16 protein-coding genes are annotated in these 21,246 nt (G+C 64.5%); 8 read left to right on the top strand and 8 right to left on the bottom strand.

The annotated features are described in order from the left end of the window. Positions 1-101 precede the first annotated feature (101 nt). Together H0921_RS08465 and H0921_RS08460 are read left to right on the top strand one after the other, a co-directional pair. Complete coding sequence (locus H0921_RS08465) at positions 102-1,076, top strand: AAA family ATPase (RefSeq protein ID WP_194537612.1); 975 nt, start codon at positions 102-104, stop codon at positions 1,074-1,076. Between the two features lie 97 nt (positions 1,077-1,173). Next, positions 1,174-2,544 (top strand): prolipoprotein diacylglyceryl transferase family protein, encoded by a 1,371-nt coding sequence (locus H0921_RS08460; RefSeq protein WP_194537611.1) that lies wholly within the window; start codon positions 1,174-1,176, stop codon positions 2,542-2,544. A gap of 145 nt (positions 2,545-2,689) precedes the next feature. On the opposite strand, the gene mfd is transcribed toward H0921_RS08460, so the two are convergent. Then, positions 2,690-6,184 carry a transcription-repair coupling factor gene (gene mfd, locus H0921_RS08455; protein WP_228499235.1) on the bottom strand — a complete coding sequence of 1,165 codons (3,495 nt, stop codon included), beginning with the start codon at positions 6,182-6,184 and terminating at the stop codon, positions 2,690-2,692. A 626-nt stretch (positions 6,185-6,810) separates the two neighbouring features. Here mfd and H0921_RS08450 point away from each other — a divergent pair. After that, complete coding sequence (locus H0921_RS08450; RefSeq protein ID WP_194537610.1) at positions 6,811-7,590, top strand: hypothetical protein; 780 nt, start codon at positions 6,811-6,813, stop codon at positions 7,588-7,590. Here H0921_RS08450 and hemH read toward each other — a convergent pair. The 4 genes from hemH to aroF all read right to left on the bottom strand — a co-directional run bounded on the left by hemH (position 7,563) and on the right by aroF (position 13,437). Next, positions 7,563-8,636: a ferrochelatase gene (hemH, locus tag H0921_RS08445; protein WP_315851867.1), complete on the bottom strand. Its 1,074-nt coding sequence runs from the start codon at positions 8,634-8,636 to the stop codon at positions 7,563-7,565. The two genes, H0921_RS08450 and hemH, sit on opposite strands and share 28 nt — an antisense overlap. After that, positions 8,621-8,929, bottom strand: coding sequence for a 4Fe-4S dicluster domain-containing protein (locus H0921_RS08440; RefSeq protein WP_194537609.1), 309 nt, complete (start codon positions 8,927-8,929; stop codon positions 8,621-8,623). Before H0921_RS08440 ends, hemH begins: the two co-directional genes overlap by 16 nt. Positions 8,930-9,228: 299 nt before the next feature. Next, complete coding sequence (gene priA, locus H0921_RS08435) at positions 9,229-11,658, bottom strand: replication restart helicase PriA (RefSeq protein ID WP_194537608.1); 2,430 nt, start codon at positions 11,656-11,658, stop codon at positions 9,229-9,231. A gap of 765 nt (positions 11,659-12,423) precedes the next feature. Next, positions 12,424-13,437 (bottom strand): 3-deoxy-7-phosphoheptulonate synthase, encoded by a 1,014-nt coding sequence (gene aroF / locus H0921_RS08430; protein ID WP_194537607.1) that lies wholly within the window; start codon positions 13,435-13,437, stop codon positions 12,424-12,426. A 112-nt stretch (positions 13,438-13,549) separates the two neighbouring features. Here aroF and H0921_RS08425 point away from each other — a divergent pair, with 112 nt between their 5' ends. The 4 genes from H0921_RS08425 (at position 13,550) to H0921_RS08410 (ending at position 17,729) form a co-directional block, all read left to right on the top strand. Next, positions 13,550-14,449, top strand: coding sequence for a DUF6585 family protein (locus tag H0921_RS08425; RefSeq protein WP_194537606.1), 900 nt, complete (start codon positions 13,550-13,552; stop codon positions 14,447-14,449). A gap of 297 nt (positions 14,450-14,746) precedes the next feature. Next, positions 14,747-15,760 carry a hypothetical protein gene (locus H0921_RS08420; protein ID WP_194537605.1) on the top strand — a complete coding sequence of 338 codons (1,014 nt, stop codon included), beginning with the start codon at positions 14,747-14,749 and terminating at the stop codon, positions 15,758-15,760. Positions 15,761-16,036: 276 nt separating this feature from the next. Beyond that, a complete protein-coding gene (locus H0921_RS08415) occupies positions 16,037-16,723 on the top strand; it encodes a histidine phosphatase family protein (RefSeq protein WP_194537604.1) in 687 nt (228 codons plus the stop codon). A gap of 244 nt (positions 16,724-16,967) precedes the next feature. Continuing rightward, positions 16,968-17,729, top strand: coding sequence for a sensor histidine kinase (locus H0921_RS08410; protein WP_194537603.1), 762 nt, complete (start codon positions 16,968-16,970; stop codon positions 17,727-17,729). An 80-nt stretch (positions 17,730-17,809) separates the two neighbouring features. On the opposite strand, the gene H0921_RS08405 is transcribed toward H0921_RS08410, so the two are convergent. From H0921_RS08405 to H0921_RS08395, 3 genes are read right to left on the bottom strand one after another with little or no spacing between them, the layout of a single operon-like run. Beyond that, positions 17,810-18,649, bottom strand: a complete 840-nt coding sequence (locus H0921_RS08405; RefSeq protein WP_194537602.1) for an ABC transporter ATP-binding protein — start codon at positions 18,647-18,649, stop codon at positions 17,810-17,812. Further along, the gene (locus H0921_RS08400) at positions 18,618-18,815 is read right to left on the bottom strand and encodes a hypothetical protein (RefSeq protein ID WP_194537601.1); all 198 of its coding nucleotides are present in this window, start codon (positions 18,813-18,815) and stop codon (positions 18,618-18,620) included. Before H0921_RS08400 ends, H0921_RS08405 begins: the two co-directional genes overlap by 32 nt. Before the next feature lie 37 nt (positions 18,816-18,852). Further along, positions 18,853-21,090: a carbon starvation CstA family protein gene (locus tag H0921_RS08395; protein WP_194537600.1), complete on the bottom strand. Its 2,238-nt coding sequence runs from the start codon at positions 21,088-21,090 to the stop codon at positions 18,853-18,855. 26 nt (positions 21,091-21,116) lie between these two features. Between H0921_RS08395 and H0921_RS18185 the strand changes: the two genes are divergently transcribed. Next, complete coding sequence (locus H0921_RS18185) at positions 21,117-21,242, top strand: hypothetical protein (protein ID WP_261345461.1); 126 nt, start codon at positions 21,117-21,119, stop codon at positions 21,240-21,242. The last annotated feature ends 4 nt before the right edge of the window (positions 21,243-21,246 follow it).

The raw sequence follows: 21,246 nt of genomic DNA, 5'->3' as shown, positions 1-21,246 counted from the left end.
AGGGAAAGTGCCCGCGCCGGCTGGCGTTTTTTGAACCGGCCCTGGGACTTTCCGGAAGCGGGACCGTCCTGGGGACCCGTGCCGTAACATCGAGCCAAGGCATGATCAACGGAGCCGAGATTTCCCAATACCGGCAGATGCTGGACCCGTTTTACCGGGCGGTGGAAAGCGTGTTGGTGGGCCAGCGCCATCTCATCGACGGGCTGCTCATCGCCCTGCTCATGGATGGCCATGCGCTGCTGGAAGGCGTGCCGGGGTTGGCCAAGACGCTGGCGGTGCGGACCGTGGCCCAGGCACTGGACCTGTCCTTTCAGCGCATCCAATTCACGCCGGACTTGCTCCCCGCGGATGTGCTCGGTACGCAGATTTACCAGCCGCAGACTGGCGAGTTCACCGTGAAAAAAGGGCCGGTGTTCGCCCATGTGGTCCTGGCGGACGAAATCAACCGCGCTCCGGCCAAGGTACAAAGCGCCCTCCTGGAAGCGATGGCCGAGCGGCAGGTCACCATCGGCGAAACCACCCTCGCCTTACCCGATCCCTTCCTGGTGCTGGCCACGCAGAACCCCATCGAACAAGAGGGAACTTATCCCTTGCCGGAAGCCCAGGTGGACCGCTTCATGCTGAAATTGCTGGTGCAGTATCCTTCGCGTGAGGAGGAGCTGCAAGTGCTGGAGCGGATGGGTTCGCCCGCGGTGCATCGTCGGATCGAGCCGGTGCTTTCGCGGCAGGTACTGCTCCAGTTGCGCCAGGCGGCGGATAGCGTGTATGTCGATCGGCGGGTGAAGGAGTATCTACTGGACGTGGTGCGGGCCACGCGGCAGCCGGCGGACTACGGTCTGCCCTTGCAACAGTACATTCAACTGGGGGCCAGCCCGCGGGCGTCGCTGGCTTTGCTGCGTTCCGCCAAAGCGCATGCTTTCCTCCAGGGGCGTCACTATGTCGTTCCTGAAGATGTCAAAGTCATGGCCGCGGATGTCCTTCGCCATCGCCTGATCGTGTCCTTTGAGGCGGAGGCCGAGGAATTGCAGCCGGACCATCTCATCCGCCGCATTCTCGATCATCTGCCGGTGCCGTGATGCGACGCGCCCCGCTGCGAACGTCCCGACCCGCCGGGCTTCGTCAGGACTTTGCCAGCGTGGGTCCCGCGCAACCCAGGAGGTAATCCGAGCCGCTATGCAACAGATCCTCTTTACGATCCCGATCCTGAAGGATCGTTTTCCGCCGGATGGAATACCGGTTCCCGGCTTTGGGACGATGCTGTTCGTGGCGTTTATCGTGGTGGCATTGTGGGGCAGCCGCCGGGCACGCCGCATCGGTCTGCCGCCGGAACGCTTCCAGGATTTCGTCCTGTGGATTTTCGTGGGCGGCCTGATCGGAGCACGCATTTTGTACATGATCCAATACTCGCACCACTTCCCGGATCGTTCCCTGCTCGGCTGGCTGGGAGCATTCCTGAAAATTTGGGAAGGCGGGATCGTCTTCTACGGTTCGGTGGTGGGCGGCGTGTTGGCCTACGGATTGTTCTACTGGCTGGTGTTGCGGCACCTGCGGATTTCCAACTGGCAACTGGCGGATGTGATTGCACCGCTGATAGCGGCGGGGGTGGCGATCGGGCGCCTCGGCTGCTGGCTCAACGGCTGTTGCTGGGGTCAGGTGGCGTGTGTCGCGACGGCCAGCGTCCCCCTGGGAACAGCTCATTTCCCGCTGCTGCCGGCCCATGCCCGCCCCCAACTGGTCGCGGATTGGGGCTTGCAAACGACCACCGGCTTTGCCCTGACGCGCACCAATCACCGCCTGCCTCTGGCTGATCCCCGCTCGCGGGTCCTGGCGGTCGAAGCAGGTTCTGCGGCGGAACAAGCCGGCCTGGAGGCAGGGGACCGTATCGTCCGCGTCAACGGCCAGCCCAACGCCATTCTGCTGGAACCGCTGGGCACTGCCGAGATGATCGAAACCGTCTGGCAGAAGTGGCAGGCTTGGGGCATCGGACAGGAGGAACGCACGCCGTCCGGCCGCCGCGTCCTCCGCTGCGACACGCTGGAAGACTATCTCCAACTCCGCCAGCGGCTCACGCACACGGGACTCGAAACGCAAATCTACGTGGATGATCTGTTCAACGAATGGGTGCGGGACTGGCCGCGCGGGCACAATCGCTTACGCCTGAGCGTCGAACGGCAAGGCCAAACCCTGGACCTTCCCCCCTTCGTGCCGCGCACCGTGGGGCTTTATCCGACCCAATTGTACGAGACCGTTAGCATGCTGCTCCTGCTGCCAGTGCTGCTTCTGTACTACCCTTACCGGCGCCACGATGGGCAATTGCTGGTGCTGCTGATGCTCGGTTATGCCGTGCATCGTTTCATCAACGAGTCGCTCCGAATCGAGCCGGCTTACACCTTTGGCCTGACGCTCTCCCAGTGGGGCAGCCTTGTGGTGGCCGCTGCGGCGGTGATCCTGGAAGCGTATCTGTGGCGGACGCAGCCGTCGCGCTGGCGGCGTTCTCCCCCTTCTGCCCCCGTTTCGTCCGCTCCTGCCCCGCCAACCTCTTGAGGCGGCCTTCCCCTGGGGCTTCTCCCTGGAGATGCTTCCCCCTTCCTCGGCGGCCTTCGGTGAACAGTGCGATTTCAACTCGGAGAATGATCAGCGCGGCCTCGGTGCCTATGATGGCAGGCGGATGTCAGCAGGTTTCGCCAGCTCAGCGGTGTGGAGAAGGGGTTGCCGGGGAACTGTCAGAAAGCGGCGTTTCCGCGGGAGCAGGGGATTGCAGCAAACGGCACAGGAGGCGGTAGAGCCGCTCCGGTTCCTCCTCGCCGGCGCGCAAGCGGAGATAGATGGCGCTGTCATCGACGATTTTGAGGCGCCCGCGGCCCTGGCGGACCAGCTCCTCGGCCCGGCGGCGATCCCGATAGCTCAGCACGACATCCGGACCGTTGCGGTGAATGGTGCTAATTTTCCAGTAGCCGCAGAGGAGGCGGACTTCGGTGGTCCGCAGCAGCCACTCGGCACTCAGGGGTAAGGGGCCGTAGCGGTCGATCAACTCCTGGCGGAACTCCTGGAGTTGGGCCAGCTCCCGCAAGCGCGCCAGGCGGCGATACACCTCGATCCGCAGCTTCTGGCCCGGCACGTAGTCCCGCGGCAGATAAGCCGGCCAGGGCAGATCAATATGGGCCTCCACGCTTTCCTGCGGCGGCAAGTTCTTCAGCTCGCGCACCGCATTCTCCAGCAACTGGCAGTACAATTCGTATCCGACCGCTGCGATGTGGCCGCTCTGCTCAGGGCCGAGAATGTTCCCGGCCCCGCGGATTTCCAGGTCGCGCAGGGCGATTTGGAACCCCGCTCCCAATTCCGCGAATTCCTCGATGGCTTTGAGGCGCAACCGGGCCGCGGGAGTAAGCAGCTTGACAGGATTGACGATGAAGTAGGCATACGCCCGCAGGCGCTGCCGTCCGACCCGGCCGCGCAACTGATGAAGGTCCGCCAGGCCGAAGGTATCCGCTTCGTTGACAAAGATCGTGTTGGCATTGGGAATGTCCACCCCGCTTTCGATGATCGTGGTGCACACCAGCACGTCCACGTCCCGGCGGAGGAATGCGAGCACGGCCCGTTCCAACTGTTCCGCTGGCATCTGGCCGTGGGCGATGGCCAGACGCGCTTCCGGCACGGCTTTCTGGACCTCGCTCGCCACCTGGACGATGTCATGGACACGGTTGTGCACGAAAAAAACCTGCCCTCCCCGATTCATCTCCCGCAGGATCGCATGGCGGATCAACGGTTCATCCCAGCGGATGATGTGAGTTTCCACGGGCAGGCGTTCCGGCGGCGGCGTTTCCAGATTTGAGATGTCCCGCAATCCCAGCAGAGCGCTGTGGAGAGTGCGAGGAATCGGCGTCGCCGTCATGGTCAAGACATGGACCGTAGCCCGCAACTGCTTGAGCCGTTCCTTATGCTCCACGCCGAAGCGCTGCTCCTCATCGATGATGGCCAGTCCCAGGTCGTGGAATTGCACATCGGCGGAAAGCAAGCGGTGCGTGCCGATGATGATATCCACTCCGCCGGCGGCCAGGCGCTGGAGGATTTCCCGCTGTTCCTGCGGGGTTTTGAAGCGGTTGAGCACCTCGACGACGAACGGATACTCCGCCAGGCGCTGGGAGAAGGTGCGATAGTGCTGCTCCGCCAAAATGGTGGTCGGAACGAGCACGGCGACTTGTTTGCCGTTGTCGATGACTTTGAAGGCGGCCCGCAAGGCGACTTCCGTTTTGCCGAAACCGACGTCGCCGCAGAGGAGCCGATCCATCGGCTTGGGCTTTTCCAGGTCCGCTTTGACGTCCCGGATGGCGGCCCACTGATCGGGTGTCTCCTCATAGGGAAAGGCGGCCTCGAAGTCCCGCTGCCAGTCGCTATCGGGGGGGAAAGCATAGGCGGGCACCGCCTGACGGAGGGCTTGCAAGCGGAGCAATTCCGCGGCCAGATCGCGAGCTGCCTCCGCCGCTTTGGCCTTGCGCCGGCCCCAGACGCTGCTGCCCAGCTTGGACAATTCCGGAGCGGTCTTCTGACCTCCGACATATTTTTGCACCAGGTCGATCCGCGACGCCGGCACATACAGGAACGCGCCGTCCCGGAACTCCAGCAGCAGGTGTTCCTCATATGCGGGCGTTCCCTCCGGTGTTCCCTCGGCCAGCGCTCCCTCCGCGGCGGGAGCGGCACTCTCCGTACCTCGGCCCGCCTTTTTGTCCAGCAGGCGCAAGCCGCGAAAAATGGCGATCCCGTAAGCCACGTGGACGACATAATCCCCTTCCCGCAGGTCGAGGAAGCTGTCGATCGGCCGCGACTCCGCCGCGCGTTTGGCCAGGCCGCGCGTTTTCCCTCCATAGGCGGCCCAGTCCCGGTGGAACAACTGCTGGCTGCCCAAAAGCAACACGCCGTGCTCCACGAGGCGGAAGCCGGCACGCACCCGGCCCGGTACCAGGCACAAGCGCTGGGCCTGAGCCAAGCGCCCGGAGCGGAAGACCTCTTCCAGCCGCCGCACCTCCGCTTCTGTTTCGCAGGCGATGATCACCCGCTGGCTTTCATCCCCGGCCACGGCATCCAGTTCATCCCGCACACGCTCCACGTTGCCGCTGAAACGCTCCACCGACTCCACCCGCAGGTGCACCGTCGTTTCCAGACCCAGCCGGGGCAACACCGACACCGTCACCGTGGGATGCTCCAGCAGGTAGCGCCAGGTGGCCTCCGCCGTGAACAAACCCTCCCGCTCGGTGACCCGGTCCTGAAACAGCCGCAATTGATTCTGCAACTCCTCCGGTTCGACCAGCACGATATGAACAGGGGAGGGCAGATATTCCGTGAAAAATCCCCGTGCCATCCCGCCGCTCTGATCCGGGGCGTAGATGACCACCTCCTGGTGATGCTCCAGACTCCGCTGCGAGGCAACCGCAAAGGAGCGGATCGATTCGATCTCGTCGCCGAAAAACTCGAGGCGCACCGGCTGATCAAGATTGGGGGGGAACAGATCGAGAATGCCGCCGCGCCGGGCATATTCTCCGGGGTATTCGACCGCCTCCACCCGGCGATAGCCATGTTGGCTCAGCCAATCGAGCAATTCCTGGAGATCGGCGGATTCTCCGACGGTGAGGCGCCGCCCGGCGGCTACCAGGTCCTCCCGCGGCGGCACAGGCTGGCATAACGCTGTCACAGCGGCGACCATCTGCACAGGCTGAGGGAGTCGCTGGCTAAGACTCTGAAGGACCCGCAGGCGCTCGCTGGCTGTCCGATCCCGGCCGGCGCGACTCTCCCGCGACACCGGCCAGTCCTCCCAGCCGGGAAAGACCCACGGCCGGCGCCCCAGAAACGTTTCCAGCTCACTCGCCCATTCCTCGACATCCAGGGACTGCGGCACCACAACGAGCTGAGATTGCCCGCTCTCCTGGGCCAAAGCCGCCGTTACCCACGCCGCGGAGGAACCCCAGGCCCCGTCGATCGTTCCGCTCCGGCCGGCCCTCAGCGCGGCCAGCAAATCCTCCCACCCGGCAAGCTGACAGGCCAGTTTGCGCACCTCATCCCAGACATCCCGCCCCGTTCCGGCACTCCCCGGCGTCCGGTTCCTCTCCCCTCGATTCCTGGCCTCATCCGCCCTTCGGATCATCGCCTCGGCTGCTCCCTCCTGGCTCACCCGCATCGACCTCGCGGGCATCCTCTGGGACTGTCCTTTCATCTTCTGGGTCTTTTCCTTCATCTTCCGGCTTGTTCCTTGATCTTCTGGGGTGGTCTTTCCTCGGTCCCTTCCTTTTGCTTGTCTTCCCGCGGATCCCCCTGTCCCTTTTCTCCTCGCCTCCTCGCACCGTTTACACTCTCATGATATGGCCGCTCTTCTCTGGGAATGTCCCGGTTGGCTTCATCCCCTACCTCTCATCCGTCCCGATCACCGTTGGCCGGCGGCTCCCTCGTGCCCATATCCGCCCATGGGTTCGCTTCATCGCTTTCCGTTACCCGATTGTTGTTCCCCCCATCAAGAGAGACCGCAGATTATGAGAGGCCGCTGAGGAGAGACCGTAGAGGGACCACGTCGAGATTACGTCGGAACCGCGCTGAGGCCGCGCCGTTCCAAGCCTCACAGTTTACCATTCTTCCTGCGGTCCCGGCGGCTGGCTGGCAATTTCCCTGATCTTCGCAGCTTCCGAGAAACGATGGCACCAAGGAGGAGTGCGGCGGGCCATTGGACCGCCCTCTCTCGGAACGGGAGGGAACCGATCTATGGACCACGGCCGGAGGAAGCCATCGTGCCGTTATCCCGATCGGGGGATGACAAGACATCGCCTCATGGTTCGCTTGCGGCAATCTTTCAGTGGGATGCTGCTAGGCGGTGTCCCCGCCGTGGGAGGATTGGCAGCAGCCAGTGGGGGAACGGGAGCGATTCCTTCGGTGGCTGTAGCAGCTCCTGCCGATCCCGCGGGCATTTCGGAAGGGCACGTTTTACCGGCGGCTTCTCGGACTGCTGCTGCTATTCCTGACCTGCTGGGGTGTGTCGCTCCCACCTATCGGGAAGGTGTGGCGCGCTGTCTGCGGCAGCCGACCGTCTCCGCACGCGCCCGGGGAGAAGCTGTGGTCTGCACCAAAGCCGTGTATGAATGGCTTTTGGATCATCCGGATCGCGTGGCCTTGGCGTGGCAGCGCCGCCAGGTGCCCTGCCTGCCGATTCAGGCACGCCACGATGGCAGTTTCGGCTGGACGGATGAATGCGGCAGCGAGGTGGTGTGGCGGACGGTGGGGCGCTTCCGGGACGGCCGCATCTGGTATGCGCGGGGCAGTATCAAGCCCAGCCGTTTGGCACCGCCCATTCCTGTGGAGGGCGTGGTCATCTTCCACCATCCGATTCTCGCCGAGAAGGATGGCGTGGCTCGGTTCGCCCCCCGCGTGGAATGCTACATGCATAGCGACAGCCGCATGGCTCATCTGGCGGTGAAGATTCTGGGGCCGTCCGTTTCCGACCTTGCGGATCACGCCGCCGCGCAACTGATCGAGTTCTTCTCGGCCATCGCTGCCTACGTGCAAAATCACCCGGAGGAAGCCCCTCAACTGCTCGGTCCTGTCCGTCCCTGATCCGTCTCCGCCAGCCAGCCGCAGCCTTCTTCCCGGATGATCTGTTCCAAAGCGGCGATCCACTGGGGGTGGTCGTTGAGGCAGGTGCCGTTGTAAAGCAGCTCACCACCCGCATGCTCAAACAGTTCGCGGCTTTCCCGCCCAATTTCATCGATGGTTTCCAGGCAATCCGCCGTAAAGCCGGGCAAGGCGACATACACGCGGCGGATTCCCCGGCGCGCTAAGGCCTGCAAGACATCGTCGGTATACGGCTTGAGCCAGGGGGAGCGGCCAAAGCGGGACTGAAAAGCCAAAGTCCAGCGGTCGCGGGGGAGCTGCAAGCGGCGGACCAGTTCCCGCGTGGTGCGCACCACTTGCTGGGCATACGGATCGCCCCGCTGGGCATACTTTTGCGGAATGCCGTGATAGCTGAACACCACATGCTCCGGTTCCCATTCCAGGCGTTGCCAATCCTGCCGGATGACTGCGACCATCGCCTCCAGATAGGCGGGGTGGTCATAGTAGGGCGGAACGATGCGCAAAGCAGGCACGCGGCGCAGGCGCAGCAGGACCCGGAACAGGGCATCCGTCGCGGCAGCGGTGGTGGTGGCGGAGTATTGCGGATACAGGGGGACGGCCAAAAGCCGCTCTACTCCCTGGGCGATCAGCTCTGTCACGACTTCCGCGACGGAGGGCCGGCCATAGGTCATGGCGAAGCGAACGACCGCCTGGGGCAGCCGACGCTGCAATTCCTCCGCCTGGCGCTGCGTGTAGTAGAGCAGGGGGGAACCCGACTGGGGATTCCAGATGCGGCGGTATTTGGCCGCGGAGGCTCCGGCGCGAAACGGCAAGATGCGCAGGTAAAGCAGGGGGAGCCACAGCCAGCGAGGGGCTTCCACGACCCGTCGGTCGCTGAGGAACTGCCGCAAATAGGCGAAGACTCCGCCGTAATCGGGCCGTGCTGGCGTTCCCAATTGCAGGAGAAGGATAGCGGTGGCCGCAGGCCGAGAGGCCGAAAGGTGGAGGGATGCTGCTGGCTCCGGCCGCCGCCTCACTTCTTCTTGCACTCCGGACCTTCCTTAGGCTCCTGCTTCTCGGTGATGTGCGCGTTGCCCGCGGCCTTCAGAGCCGCCGCCTTCTCCGCGTTGAGTTGAATGTAGCTCTGCCATTGAGCCGGCACATTCCCCTCCGCGTAGATCGCCTCCACGGGGCATTCCGGGACGCAGGCTTCGCAATCGATGCAATCCTGCGGGTCAATGTAGAGCATCATCTCGTCCTGATAGAAGCACTCCACAGGACAGACAACGCAGCAGTCCGTGTACTTGCAATCGTAGCAGTTTGCTGTGACGACGTGTGCCATGGTACGGCGAAACCTCCGTCTCGGTTCACAACAGCCCGTTAGCATTGAGCATAGCCCCAGGCTGTCTCTGGTCAAGGTATCGGCTGCGGACTTTCTGGCACCCCAAGGTGAAAAAACTTTTTTCCGGCTGCTTTACTCATAGTCCCCGTGCTGACGGCCCGCCAGAGCAACTTCTACTCTCTTCCTTACTTCCTTTGAAAGTCTCCCTGAGGCCAAATCGTTGAGCTATGCCGCAGGCCGAATCGCTGCTCTTGTCCCTCCTGTTCTTCCGTGCCATCCCAGCAGCCAGGTCTCAAGCTCTAAAGCATGGAGTACGGGTCCATGTCGATCTGGAACTCGACGGCGGCAGGAGGGCGGACAGTGCCCAGCACGCGCCGCAACACGTTCTGCAATCGTCCCCGATCCGGGGACTGGACCTGGAAGTGGAAGCGGTAGTAATTGTTGAGGCGGTAGATGGGGCATTCGGCGGGACCCAGGATGCGCAAGGGAGGCGGAGGGCCGGGCAATTCCCCAGGGGGGGCGGTTCCCCCTTCCCGGCTCTGCCGGTCCACGACAGCGGCGGCCCGTTGCAACGCCCCAGCCAGAGTCTGGGCGAACTGGGCCGCGGCGGCTTCCTCCTCGCTACGGATGATCAAGCGGGCCAGGTGTTCAAACGGCGGATAGCGGTGCTGGCGGCGCTGGGCCAGTTCCTGGCCAGCAAAGGTGACGTAATCATGCCGGGCGGCCAGGGCGATACAGGGATGATCCGGGGTGAACGTCTGGATGTACACCACGCCGCCTTTGTCGCCGCGGCCCGCTCGACCGGCCACCTGGGCCAGCAACTGGAACGTCCGCTCGGCACTGCGAAAATCCGGCACATGCAGACCGACATCAGCGTTGATCACCCCCACCAGCGTCACATTCGGGAAGTCCAGCCCCTTGGCGATCATCTGCGTTCCCAGCAGTATCTGAATTTTGCCTGTGCGGAACGCTTCCAGAATCCCCTCGTGGCTGCCGCGCCGGCTAGTGGTATCCGAATCCATCCGCACGCACACGTAACCGGGGAACTTCTCGGCGATCTCGGCTTGCAGTTTCTCCGTGCCCAGTCCCTGGTAGCGGATCGACGCCTGGCCGCACGCCGGGCAGCGCTGATACGGGGCCGTCTCCCAGCCGCAATAGTGGCAGAGCAAGGCATTGCGGCAACGGTGAAACGTCAGGGCGATGTCGCAATGGGAACACTGGGCCACGTGGCCGCAACTGGAGCAATGCACATAGGTGCTGTAACCACGGCGGTTGAGCAGCAGCAGGACCTGCCCTCCCTGGCGCAAGGCCCGTTCCATCGCGGCAGCCAGGGTCATGCTGATCGCTCCGCCTTTGTTGGGTTCGTGCCGCAGGTCGATGATCCGCACCTGGGGCAGCGGCCTTGCCTCGACGCGCTTGGGCAGGCTCAGCAAGGTGTAATGTCCGCGGGCTGCGTTCCACCAGCTCTCCAGGCTGGGCGTGGCGGACCCCAGAACCACCGGCACTCCCGCCAGGCGCGCCCGCATGACGGCCACATCGCGGGCATGGTAGCGTGGCGTCGCTTCCTGCTTGAACGTATGCTCGTGTTCTTCGTCGATCACGATGAGTCCCAGCTTGCGCGCCGGGGCGAAGATGGCGCTGCGAGCACCCACCACCACTTCCACTTCTCCCGCGGCGATCCGCCGCCAGTGCGCGCCGCGCTCCGCATCCGTCAGGTGGCTGTGCAACACCGCCACGCGGTTGCCGCGCTGCCGGAAGCGGGCGATCGTCTGGGGTGTCAAGGCGATCTCCGGGACCAGGACGATCACCTGCCGGCCCTGGCGCACCACCGCTTCCATCGCCCGCAGGTAGATCTCCGTCTTGCCGCTGCCGGTCACGCCGTGCAACAGGAACGGCTGGAATCCGCCCACTTGCAGGGCCGCTTCCAATTGCCCCCACACCCGCTGCTGATCGCCGTTGAGCACGATCCGCGGCTCTTCGCGCGACCCAAGGAGCGGCGGCTCCGCCGCCTCGGCTACCGCCTCCTGAACTTCCGCCCGCTCCACCCGCCGGCGATACCGCCGGAGCAACCCCTTCTTGACCAACCCCTGCACGACCGCGGCAGAACAGCGGCCCTGCCGCAGCAGGTCGCGCAGTTCCATCGCCCCGCCGCTGTCCCGTACCAGTTCCCACACCGCACGCTGTTGAGCCGTCAGGGCGGGGAATGGTTCCGGCTGCTCCGCCGCAGGAGGAACTTCGACTACGGCCACCTCGCGCGTGCCCGCTTGCTCCCGGACACCCGCCGGCACCACCGCATGCAGCACCTGACCCCAGCCGCATAGGTAATACTCCGCCATCCACCGGGTCAACTGGAGCAGGTGCTCATCCACCAGCGCTTCGTCATCCAGGACGCGAAGCACCGGCTTGACCTGGATGGAAGCGGGAGGGCCTGTTTCGCGCAAGCCGACGCAGAAGCCGCTGGTCTCCCGGCTTCCTTTGCCCAAGGGGACCGCCACCCGCTTGCCCACTCCCACCAGGCCGACCAGATGCTCCGGCACCCCATACGTCCACGCTTGGTCCAGGGGCCGGTCGAACACCACATCGGCGTACAGTTGCAGCGGCGCAATCCCTCCTTCCCCTCCAGGAATGGAAGGATGAATCCCGCTCCCCAAAGGGGAAGAATGAACGTTGCCGTCCCGGCTGGTTCGTTCCCGCGCTTTCCGCCGCGGCTGCTCAAATAACGATGCCATGATCCTACCCTAACAAAATCTGCCGCCAGTGTGCAATCACCGTTGCCGCCGTGGCCGGGAGCGAGCTTCCGGCTGGGGCCGTCCCCGTGACGCCAGGCGCCCTCTGACCGGGGCGGCTTTGGCACGTGCGGGTCAACCCGGTAGCATCCCTCCCGCTGCCGCTCCTCGCTAGGTCCCTTTCGGTTGCAGGGGCGGATGCGGCGCTCGCCTCCTTCAGGCTGTGTGCCCATGTTCGACGGAGTGTGGGAAAATTTTTGCAATGCGATCATGGGATTTTCTCCTCTCGTCTGTCCCGCTTCAGGAACCGATGCTCGTCCCGGCGGGGAAGTTCTGGGGGAAACTGGGCCAACGTCCGCTTCGGGGTTGCCTCTGCGGGGCCTTCGCCGCCACCTGTTCGGAGAAGTCCACAGACAGAGCCGAAAAACAGACGGTATCGATTGGGTTTGCCGTTTGGCTCTTGGCCTGCCGGGTTGTGGACCGGCGATGCCAATGCCGCGATTGTCGGAGCTTTGCTGGGTCTCGCTGGGTTCAACTGTACATATGCACCATGAATTGCGAGAAGTCAAATGAAGTGGACAATTTTTCATAATTTTTTCATTTGTCAAGGATGCCATTCGGCCAGGGATGGGACGCACAACCGCACGCTTTTTCCCCGGCATTCCCGGAAAAACGGAACGCTGGCGGCGGGCGAAAAGGCCCAGAGCCGGTCAGGAGGAAGAGAGAGACGGGGGAGGCGGGGGTGGGCTGAGTGAGCTAGCGGCGGCGCTAGAGGGTGCGGTGGAGGACCTCAGCGAGGCGGGCGAGGCGGTGCCAGAGCTGCTCGAAGGCGGGAAAATCCAGGGATTGGGGGCCGTCGGAGAGGGCTTTGTCCGGTTCGGGGTGGACTTCGATGAGCAAGCCATCGGCGCCGGCGGCGAGGGCGGCCAAGGCCATCGGCGGCACGTAAGCCCGCTTGCCCGTTCCGTGACTTGGATCGACCAGGATCGGCAGGTGGGACCAGGCTTTGGCGGGCGGAATGACGGACAGGTCGAGGGTATTGCGGCTGTGGTCGGAGAAGGTGCGGACGCCGCGCTCGCAGAGGATGACCTGGTAGTTGCCTTCGGCCAGGATGTATTCGGCGGCCATGAGCCATTCTTCGAGGGTGGCGCAGAGGCCGCGTTTGAGCAGCACCGGTTTGCGGCAACGTCCGACGCGGCGGAGCAGGGCGAAGTTCTGCATGTTACGGGCACCGATCTGGATGATGTCGGCCACCTCGGCGACGGCTTCCGCTTCTTCCGTGTCCATCAGTTCGGTGACAATGCCCAGTCCGAAGCGCTGGCGGGCCTGAGCGAGGATGCGCAAGCCTTGCCGGCCCAGACCCTGGAAGGCATAGGGGCTGGTGCGCGGCTTGTAAGCCCCGGCGCGGAGGAAGCGCACGCCTTGCTGCCGCAGAAACTCCGCGGTGCGCAGCAGCATGGCTTCATTTTCCACCGAGCACGGCCCGGCGATGACCGTGAAGGAACCGCCGCCGATCGTGCCCTGGGGCAGGGGGATGACCGTATCGTCCGGCTTCATTTCGCGGCTGGCCAGTTTGAACGGCCGAGTTACCCGGATGGCTTCGACCACGCCGGGCAAGCCCTCGAACAATTCCGGGTCGATCGCCGCCGTGTTGCCGGTCATGCCGATGGCGGTCCGGGTCGTGCCGGGCAGCACATGGGGGGTCAAACCCTGAGCGCGGATCACCTCCACCACCCGTTCGATATCCGCGGCGGTGGCCTGGCGATGCATGACCACGAGCATGGAATCATCGGCTCCTGAGAGGGGGAAGGCCGGGCGCTGCCTGGGAGTCAGTGCGCGCCGGCCGCAGCCGTGGTATTATAAGCAACAACGTCGACCTGCGGGCGAGGAACCCATGAGCCGCTATTCCGATCATTTCCATCTGGCTATCTCGGAGCTGGGGGAACCGGAGGCGATTTTCCGCATCAGCCTGCCCCGGTTTCTGTTCCAGCTTTCGCTGAGCGTCCTGCTCCTGGTCGTGGGGTTTCTGATCAACTATCTCTGGTGGGTGCACGGGCCCCAGAAGATGGATCATTTGGCCATGCTGCTGCTGATCCCTCCGGTGCTGGGGCTGGTGGTCCTGGGGCGGCTGTTGCGCCAGCGGGGGTTGACGGTTCTGCTGTATCCCAGCGGGCTGCTGTATCTGTGCCGCGGGCAAGCTCTGGTCTTCCTGTGGCAGGAGATCACGGAAGTCTGGCTGCATTTCAGCCATCTCCAGAAGCGGATGGAGGAAAGCGATGCGCAGGGCGTCCGAACCGCCTGCATTCTGTGTCCGGCCGTTTCGTTCTGGGATGATCTGCTCAACTCCTCGCTGACTCTGGTCCGCCAGGATGGGGCGAGGGTGCAGCTCACGCCGGCGGTGGGCGACTATCATCAGTTGCTGGTGGAGGTCCAGCGGCGGACGTTTCCGCGATTGTGGCAGAAAGCGTGGGACCAGTTCCGGGAGCAGGGGCAGGCGGTGTTCGGTCCGCTTGTGGTCCGTCCGGACGGGTTGCACTGGTCCAAGGCTTTCCTGCCCTGGGAGCAATTCGACGGCTTGCGCATCCGCCAGGGCGATCTGCTGGTGCGGCAGAAGAAACTCTGGAAGACCTGGCGGGAGACGCCGGTGAATACTCTGCCCAATCTGCCCGTTCTCTGGGCACTGGTCGAGGCAGTGCAGGTGTTGAACCAATCTCATCCTTCTTCCCAGAGCACCTCGGTTCCCGCCGGAGAAGCGCAAGCGGAAGAGCCGGAGGCGCGGGAGAGATTGAGTTGATGCAGTGCCCCCTGGCGAGCCGATTCTGACGGGAGGCGGATGCGGGACCGCTGGGTGCGCAGGAGGCGCTCAAGGCGTGGAGTTGATTCCGAATCCTTAAATTCCCCACGTCCAATTTGCGGGGCGCAAGCCTAGCCGGGTGGCGCGCATTCTTCCGATGGAGTCCGTGGGACTCGGATTGCGACAGCTCATAGGAATGACTATAGAGCGGTGCTTTCCATCAAGAGAGTCCGACCCGACGTCCGATGAGTGGTTGATACTTCTGGCCGATGGGCTAGGGGAAGGGGGAACATCCTTATGGTGCCGCGTCGTTTTTCTTCTGGAAATGAGCCTGAGGAAACGGGAACGCCTCTAGCTGCGAGTAGCGAGGCTCTGCGTGCGGCTCAAACGTCGTCCGAGAAGAAAACATCCCCGGACGAGGAGAAGGTCTCCCTCTTCTGGCGCATCTTCGGCGGGACGATCCTGAGCATGGTGGCGCTGGGAGCGCTGACGCTGTACAACAGTTTGACCGCCAACATTTCCGATCTGCGGCGGGAGTTGAACCAGGAGCGGGAAGCCCGCAGTGAATTGGTCCGCAAGCAAGACTTCACCGCCTTGCTCAACAGTCAAGCGGAGCGGTTGCGGCTGCTGGAGACGCTCAAGGCGGACCTGGAAGCCCTCAAGGAGCGCAGCGCAGCCAGCACCAGTGCGGTGGAGGGAATCAAGAAGGAGCAGGGAGCGGCGGTGGAGGAATTGCGCAAGGAGCTGGCGGCCTTGCGCAAGGAGTTGACCCAGGGGAGCGAGGCCAGCAAGCGGGAGACAGCCGCGGCGGTGGAGGCGGTGCGCAAGGAACTGCAACCGTCCCTGGACATGCTCAAGAAGGACGTGGCCGCGGTGGAAGCCCTGCGGGAACGCATCACGGCCCTGGAAGCCCTCAAAAAGGACGTGGCCGTCCTGGAAGTGCTCCGCGAGCGCCTCACGGGACTGACAGCAGAGCAGAAGACCGTCCGCGAGGAGATGACCCGCCTGCAACAGGAGATCGAGCGGAACAAGGCGGCAGACCAGGAACGCAAAAGCCTGCGGGATGAACAGTACAAGCAGATCGAGCAGACGCTCAAGGAGTTGCAGAAGGAGTTGCAGGCGGTGCGGGAGAAGCTGGCGCGGTTGGAAGCCGCGATGGGTCCGCCGTCCAGTCCCGCGGGACCTCCGCCTCGGCCCGCTCCACCGCCGCCATCGACCGGCGTGGAAACGACAGCGCCCGTTGCACTGCCCCGGCCGGCGGTTGGCCTGTCCTCTTGGCTTCCCTTTCGCCTGAGTCTACCGAAAAAATAACACTGACGCGTCGCCGTGCCGGCAAGCCGCGAGAGCGGGGGGAATCATCCCCCGTGCCGCTTTTTTTACCTGGCGGATCGGGAGGCTTCCGCTCGCAACGGGCTGGGCCGAGTCCTCGCTCTGTTCAGGCTTCCGAGGCCAGGCTTTGCGGGGTCGGACCTTCCGGGGTCAGGACTTCCGAGGGCGGGCATTCCGGGGCCAGGCTTTCCGGGGTCAGGCTGTCCGCGAGCCGGGGACCCAGGAGGTGATCCAGGAGGTGAAGGAGGAGAACGAGCCGTGAAAGGCTTAGACGGAATGAGCGACGGGATCACGCGCGTGTGGCTGGCGCGGCATGCGGAGACGGCCACGCCGCATCTGTTGCACGGGGCGGAATCCGATGTGCCCCTGGGGGAGCACGGGCGGCGGCAAGCGGAAGCGGCGGCGGAATGGTTCGCCCGTCTAGGGCTGGAGGTGGTGGTGTCCTCGGCGATGCGGCGGGCCATCGAGACGGCGGAACCGATCGCCCGGCGCTGCCGGATTCCCCACGAGATCGAGCCATTGTGGCATGAGCGGCGGGTGGGGGCGTTCAGCCAGCGGTGCGGTGCGGAGGTGGAAGAGGCCTGGCAGCGCACCCTGCACGCCTGGCAAAGCGGCGATCTGGACTTCGCCGTGGACGGTATGGAAAGTTTCGCCAGCATTCAGCAGCGGGTTTTACCGGTGTGGGAGCGCGTCGTGGCACGCCACCGGGGCAAGCGGATCGCCGTCATCGTGCACGGGGTGGTCTCGAAGGTGCTGCTGTTGAGCCTGCTGCCCGGCTACTCGGCGGCGGATTGGCTGCGGATCGGCAAGGCCCACAACCTGGCGGTCAGCGAGTTGGTCCTGGCCGAGGGGCAATGGCAGGCCCTGCGCCTGCTCGAAGTGCCGGAACCGGTGCGGCAGGTGGATGCCAGCCGGGAGGCGCTCACGTCCCGCTCCACGGCGTGAATCCTCGCGCCGTCTCGTCTCTGCCGTGCCTGCCGAGCCTGGTTCTGCCGTCTCGTTTTTCATCGCGCTGTTGGGCCAGGATGAACTTGAGAAAATAGGGGACCGGCGGGGTGTTCGGTGCGGCCTGATGTGCGGGATTGTGCGGTTATGATGAAGAAGCGGGCGGACGCTGTCCGATAGCAATGGCAGCCCGACCGACAGACCAGAGGCGAGGGGATGCGGCAGGGCGCAGGGGGATGGTTTTATGACCGGCGAAGAAGTGCTGGCGTCGTCCAACGAGACGGAGGCGTTGCGGCGGCAGCTCTTGCAGGCCCAGCGGCTCAGCAGCGTTGGAGAGCTGGCCTCCAGCATCGCCCACGAGTTCAACAACATCCTCACGACCATCATCAATTCGGCCAAGCTGGGGTTGCGCCAAACGGATGTGGCGGAGAAGCAAAACGCCTTCGAGCGGATTCTCAAGGCGGGGCAGCGGGCGGCGGCCATCGCCGCGGGGATGCTCGGCTATGCCCGCAAAGGCGGCCAGCAGCGGGAACTCTGCGACCTCGCCCGCCTGATCGAAGAAGTGCTCATCCTCACCGGCAAGGACTTGTCCAAGCATCGCATTCATGTGGAAACCCGCTTCCTGGCCCGGCCCGTCATCTGGGCGGTCCCCGGACAGATCGAACAAATCCTGGTCAATCTCATCATCAACGCCCGCCAGGCGATGCCGGAGGGAGGGCGGCTGCGGATCGAAGTGCGGGACAATCCCAAAACGGACATGGTCGAAATCGAAATTGCTGACACCGGGGTGGGCATCCCGCCGCAGCAACTGCGCCTGATCTTCGAGCCGTTTTTCACCACCAAGCAGCCGGATGAGTACGGCCGGGGCGGGACCGGTCTGGGGCTGAGCGTCTGCCGGCAGATCATTGAGCAGCACCAGGGCCGCATCCGCGTCGAAAGCATCGTGGGCAAAGGGTCCACCTTCACCGTCAAGTTGCCCAAACGCCTGCCGGAGGACCCGGAGTAACCACGGGGAAGCCCAAGAGGAACGGCGGGAAATCGGCAAGCCCCGGCAGAGTCGGAGCCAACCCGGCCAGCCCGGAGCGGTCATTCCTCGGCTTCTTCCAGCAGGCGGGGGTCGGCCCGGCCTTCGATAAACTGGCGGACGCGTCCATCGGCAGCCTGACGCAATCCTTCGGGCGAGCCGTCGTAGAGAATCTGGGACTGACCCGGCGGCAAGCGGGAGCGGGGATAAAGCAGAAGCACTCGCTGGGTGCAGGAGAAGACGGTACGCATCTCGTGGGTGACGATCAGGGTCGTCAGGCGGCGGCGCTGATGGGTCTGGGCAATGAGGCGGTTGATCACATCCGTCATGATGGGGTCTAAGCCGGTGGTGGGTTCATCGTAGAGCATGACCTGGGGGTCCAGGGCCAGGGCGCGGGCGATGGCGACGCGCTTGCGCATGCCGCCGGAGAGTTCCGCCGGGCGTTTGGACAAAACCTGTTCTGACAAGCCGACGTCATGCAGGCGCTGGCGGACGCGCGGCACAATCTCCTCCGGGGCGCAGAGACGGTGCACCCGCAATCCCAGGGCGATATTCTCCAGCACGGTCAGGCTGTCGAAGAGGGCCGACTGCTGGAAGACGAAGCCGACCTGGAGGCGCAGGCGGATTAACTCCTCGCGGCGCAGGCGGTGCAGGGGCCGGCCGTCCCAGAGGACCTCGCCTTCCACCGGCGCGAGCAGGCCGACCAGGAGTTTGAGCAGCACCGATTTGCCACAGCCGCTCTCCCCGATGATCGCCACGCTTTCCCCCGCCTGGATGGCCAGGTTCACGTCCTGGAGCACGACCTGATTCTCGAAGGCCGCTGTCACGTGGCGCAGTTCCACCAAAGGGGCAGACGGCGGCGGCGGAGCTTCAGGCCAGGCTGAAGAGTCGGTCGCTGTCATGGCGGCGTCCCTCCCAGAGGCAGGAAGCGAATCGGCTCAACACGCTGGAGAACCGCTGCGTTCCCTGGGGAAAAAGCTTTTGGTGTTGGGCCGCGGTGGAGAAGCGCTCGGCGCATGCCGGTGAAGCTGTCAGGCGTTGGGCCGCGGCACCGTTGGCTTCCCCCACCTATTCGGCTCCCTCTGGGGCGGTGTTAGGGGCGAGGTTACGGCTGACCGGAGGGGCTGGGGCGGGGGAGGGAGGGGGTGCGGAAATAGCGGAGGGCGGCAGCCAGCCAGCGGGCCAAGGCCCAGAGGACGACGACGCCCACCGTGGTGACGACGAAGAGAGTCAGGGCGATATTGAGGGAGCCGGCCAGCACGCGTCCGTCGCGGATCATCGCCGGGAAGCGCACAGTGACCATGATGGCGGCGGCGCTGGTGGTCGTGCTCAGGACAAAGAGCATGGGTAGGGCGGTGACCCAGGCCAGTCGTCCCCGGCCGCTGTTGACCAGCCAGGTGGTGACCAAAGCCAGGGCCAGCACGGCCAGCCCTTGATTGGCGATGCCGAACATCGGCCAGATGGTGTCGATGCTGCCGGTGTGGATGAGCCAGCCGTAGCCGGCGGTGACCAGGGCGGTCGCCAGCAGGGCGCCGGGCAGCCAGTCGGTGCGGGCCAGCGGCGCGTACAGACGACCGGCGGACTCCTGAAGCAGGAAGCGGGCAATGCGGGTGCCGGCATCAATTGTCGTGAGGATGAACAGGGCCTCGAACATAATGGCGAAATGGTACCAGTATTTGAGGAGCCATTGGCCGGTGATGCCGAGCCAGCGGAAGGCGTCCTCGAAGATGAGGGCCATGCCGACGGCCAGGGTGACCGCGCCGCCGGTGCGCCCGCGCAGGGCTTCCCCGCCGACGCGCTCTTCGACCTGCGCCAGGTCCAGATGGTGCGGGGCGTCCACCTGGGCCGCATGGAGCGGGTCCGCCGCTTCCGCCGGCAGGCGCCAACCGTAACGCTCCTCGACCTGCTGCACCGCTCCCTGCCAGCGCGGCGCCGCGTCGATGCCGATATTCATCGCATAGTACAAATCCTGCGGCAGACTCGCCGCTGTGATCAGGGCCACCACCCCGACCAGTCCTTCGATGAGCATCGCCCCGTAGCCGATGCTGCGGATGTGGGATTCCCGCTCCACCATCTTCGGCGTAGTCCCGGAGGAGACCAGGGAGTGGAAGCCGCTGATCGCCCCGCACATGATGCAGATGAAGACGAAGGGGAAGATACTGCCGGGGAAGGTCGGGCCGCCATTGAGGAACACTTCGTTGATCGGCGGGGCCTGGAGCGGCGGATTGGCCAGCAGCACGCTCAGGACCAGCAGGATGACGGTGCCGATCTTGAGAAAGCTGGACAGGTAGTCGCGCGGTCCCAGCAGCAGCCAGACGGGGAGCACCGCCGCCACAAAGCCATAGAGGCACAGGGCCAGGATCGTTTGCTCGCGGGTCAGGGTGAAGTAGGGGGCCAAGGGGGAACCGGGAATCCAATTGCCGGCGATGACCGCCGCCAGGGTCAGGAGGGCGCCGACAAGCGAGGCTTCCACCACGCGCCCCGGCCGCAGACGGTACATCCACCAGCCGACCAAGAGAGCGATGGGAATGGTGCAGGCGATGGTGAAGGTGCCCCAGGCGCTGCCCGGCACCACTTGCGTGCATCCCGCCGGGAGAGACACACTGTTCCCCTGCGGCTTCAAGGGGCTGTCCGCAGGCACCGCTAGGGTGAACCCTTCGGGCCGGTGTGTCGGTTTATTGTCATTCGGATAGCGCAGCACGCAGCCGGGAGGGAAATGATACAACTGCCGCCCACTGCTCGGGGACTCCGGCAGGGGCAAGTCCGCCTCCGGCGGCAAGGTGATGTGCAATCCCGCAGGCAATTTGACTTCCTCGCCGCCCAGGGCTTTGACCACCACAAAGCCTAACCCGGCCAGGGCGATGATCACGATGAACAGGATGGCCAGAGCCGCGGCCAGCATCGCCGGATACCCCAGCTCCGTGCGGGCGATCTCCGCCAGGGATTTGCCGTCGCGCCGGACACTGGCGGCCAGCACCAGCATGTCCTGCACCGCCCCCGCCAGACAGACCCCAATGACCAGCCACAATAACCCCGGCATGTAACCGTACTGGATCGCCAGCACCGGTCCAATGAGCGGACCCGCCCCGGAAATGGCCGCAAAATGATGGCCGAACAGCACCCAGCGGTTGGTCGGATGATAATTCTGGCCATCGTAAAAGCGGTGGGCTGGCGTCAGCCGGGTGTCATCGAGCACCGCCACCTTCGCCGCTAGAAAGGCCGAGTAATACCGATAGGCAATCGCCAAGAGCAGGAGGATCAAAAGCAGGATCGGCATGGCGTGGAGGACCACCTGGCCGGTCCGCGGATCGACATGGTAAAGAGCCACAGCCAAGGCAGGCATGAGCATTCCACTCGGAAACCCAGGGGATGGTGTTGTGGACGTTAGCCTGGCGCGTGGGGGATCGCGGCAGGAAGCGGCGAGCCAACGGCCATCGCGGACTGCCGGATCGGAACACACGGCGATTCCCCCAGCTTGGGGGAACAAAGGCGTGATCGC

Source organism: Thermogemmata fonticola (assembly GCF_013694095.1).
Taxonomy (GTDB): Bacteria; Planctomycetota; Planctomycetia; order Gemmatales; family Gemmataceae; genus Thermogemmata; species Thermogemmata fonticola.
Note: the sequence above shows the minus strand (reverse complement) of the source record. Positions and strands in the feature narration are given on the sequence as shown.

What these genes read in the sequence shown, in the direction of transcription:
- H0921_RS08465 (WP_194537612.1), top strand. Translation starts at nt 102, where the DNA reads ATGATCAACGGAGCCGAGATTTCCCAATACCGGCAGATGCTGGACCCG.
- H0921_RS08460 (WP_194537611.1), top strand. Translation starts at nt 1,174, where the DNA reads ATGCAACAGATCCTCTTTACGATCCCGATCCTGAAGGATCGTTTTCCG.
- mfd (WP_228499235.1), bottom strand. Translation starts at nt 6,184, where the DNA reads ATGCCCGCGAGGTCGATGCGGGTGAGCCAGGAGGGAGCAGCCGAGGCG.
- H0921_RS08450 (WP_194537610.1), top strand. Translation starts at nt 6,811, where the DNA reads ATGGTTCGCTTGCGGCAATCTTTCAGTGGGATGCTGCTAGGCGGTGTC.
- H0921_RS08440 (WP_194537609.1), bottom strand. Translation starts at nt 8,929, where the DNA reads ATGGCACACGTCGTCACAGCAAACTGCTACGATTGCAAGTACACGGAC.
- priA (WP_194537608.1), bottom strand. Translation starts at nt 11,658, where the DNA reads ATGGCATCGTTATTTGAGCAGCCGCGGCGGAAAGCGCGGGAACGAACC.
- aroF (WP_194537607.1), bottom strand. Translation starts at nt 13,437, where the DNA reads ATGCTCGTGGTCATGCATCGCCAGGCCACCGCCGCGGATATCGAACGG.
- H0921_RS08425 (WP_194537606.1), top strand. Translation starts at nt 13,550, where the DNA reads ATGAGCCGCTATTCCGATCATTTCCATCTGGCTATCTCGGAGCTGGGG.
- H0921_RS08420 (WP_194537605.1), top strand. Translation starts at nt 14,747, where the DNA reads ATGGTGCCGCGTCGTTTTTCTTCTGGAAATGAGCCTGAGGAAACGGGA.
- H0921_RS08410 (WP_194537603.1), top strand. Translation starts at nt 16,968, where the DNA reads ATGACCGGCGAAGAAGTGCTGGCGTCGTCCAACGAGACGGAGGCGTTG.
- H0921_RS08405 (WP_194537602.1), bottom strand. Translation starts at nt 18,649, where the DNA reads ATGACAGCGACCGACTCTTCAGCCTGGCCTGAAGCTCCGCCGCCGCCG.
- H0921_RS08395 (WP_194537600.1), bottom strand. Translation starts at nt 21,090, where the DNA reads ATGCCTGCCTTGGCTGTGGCTCTTTACCATGTCGATCCGCGGACCGGC.
- H0921_RS18185 (WP_261345461.1), top strand. Translation starts at nt 21,117, where the DNA reads ATGGTGTTGTGGACGTTAGCCTGGCGCGTGGGGGATCGCGGCAGGAAG.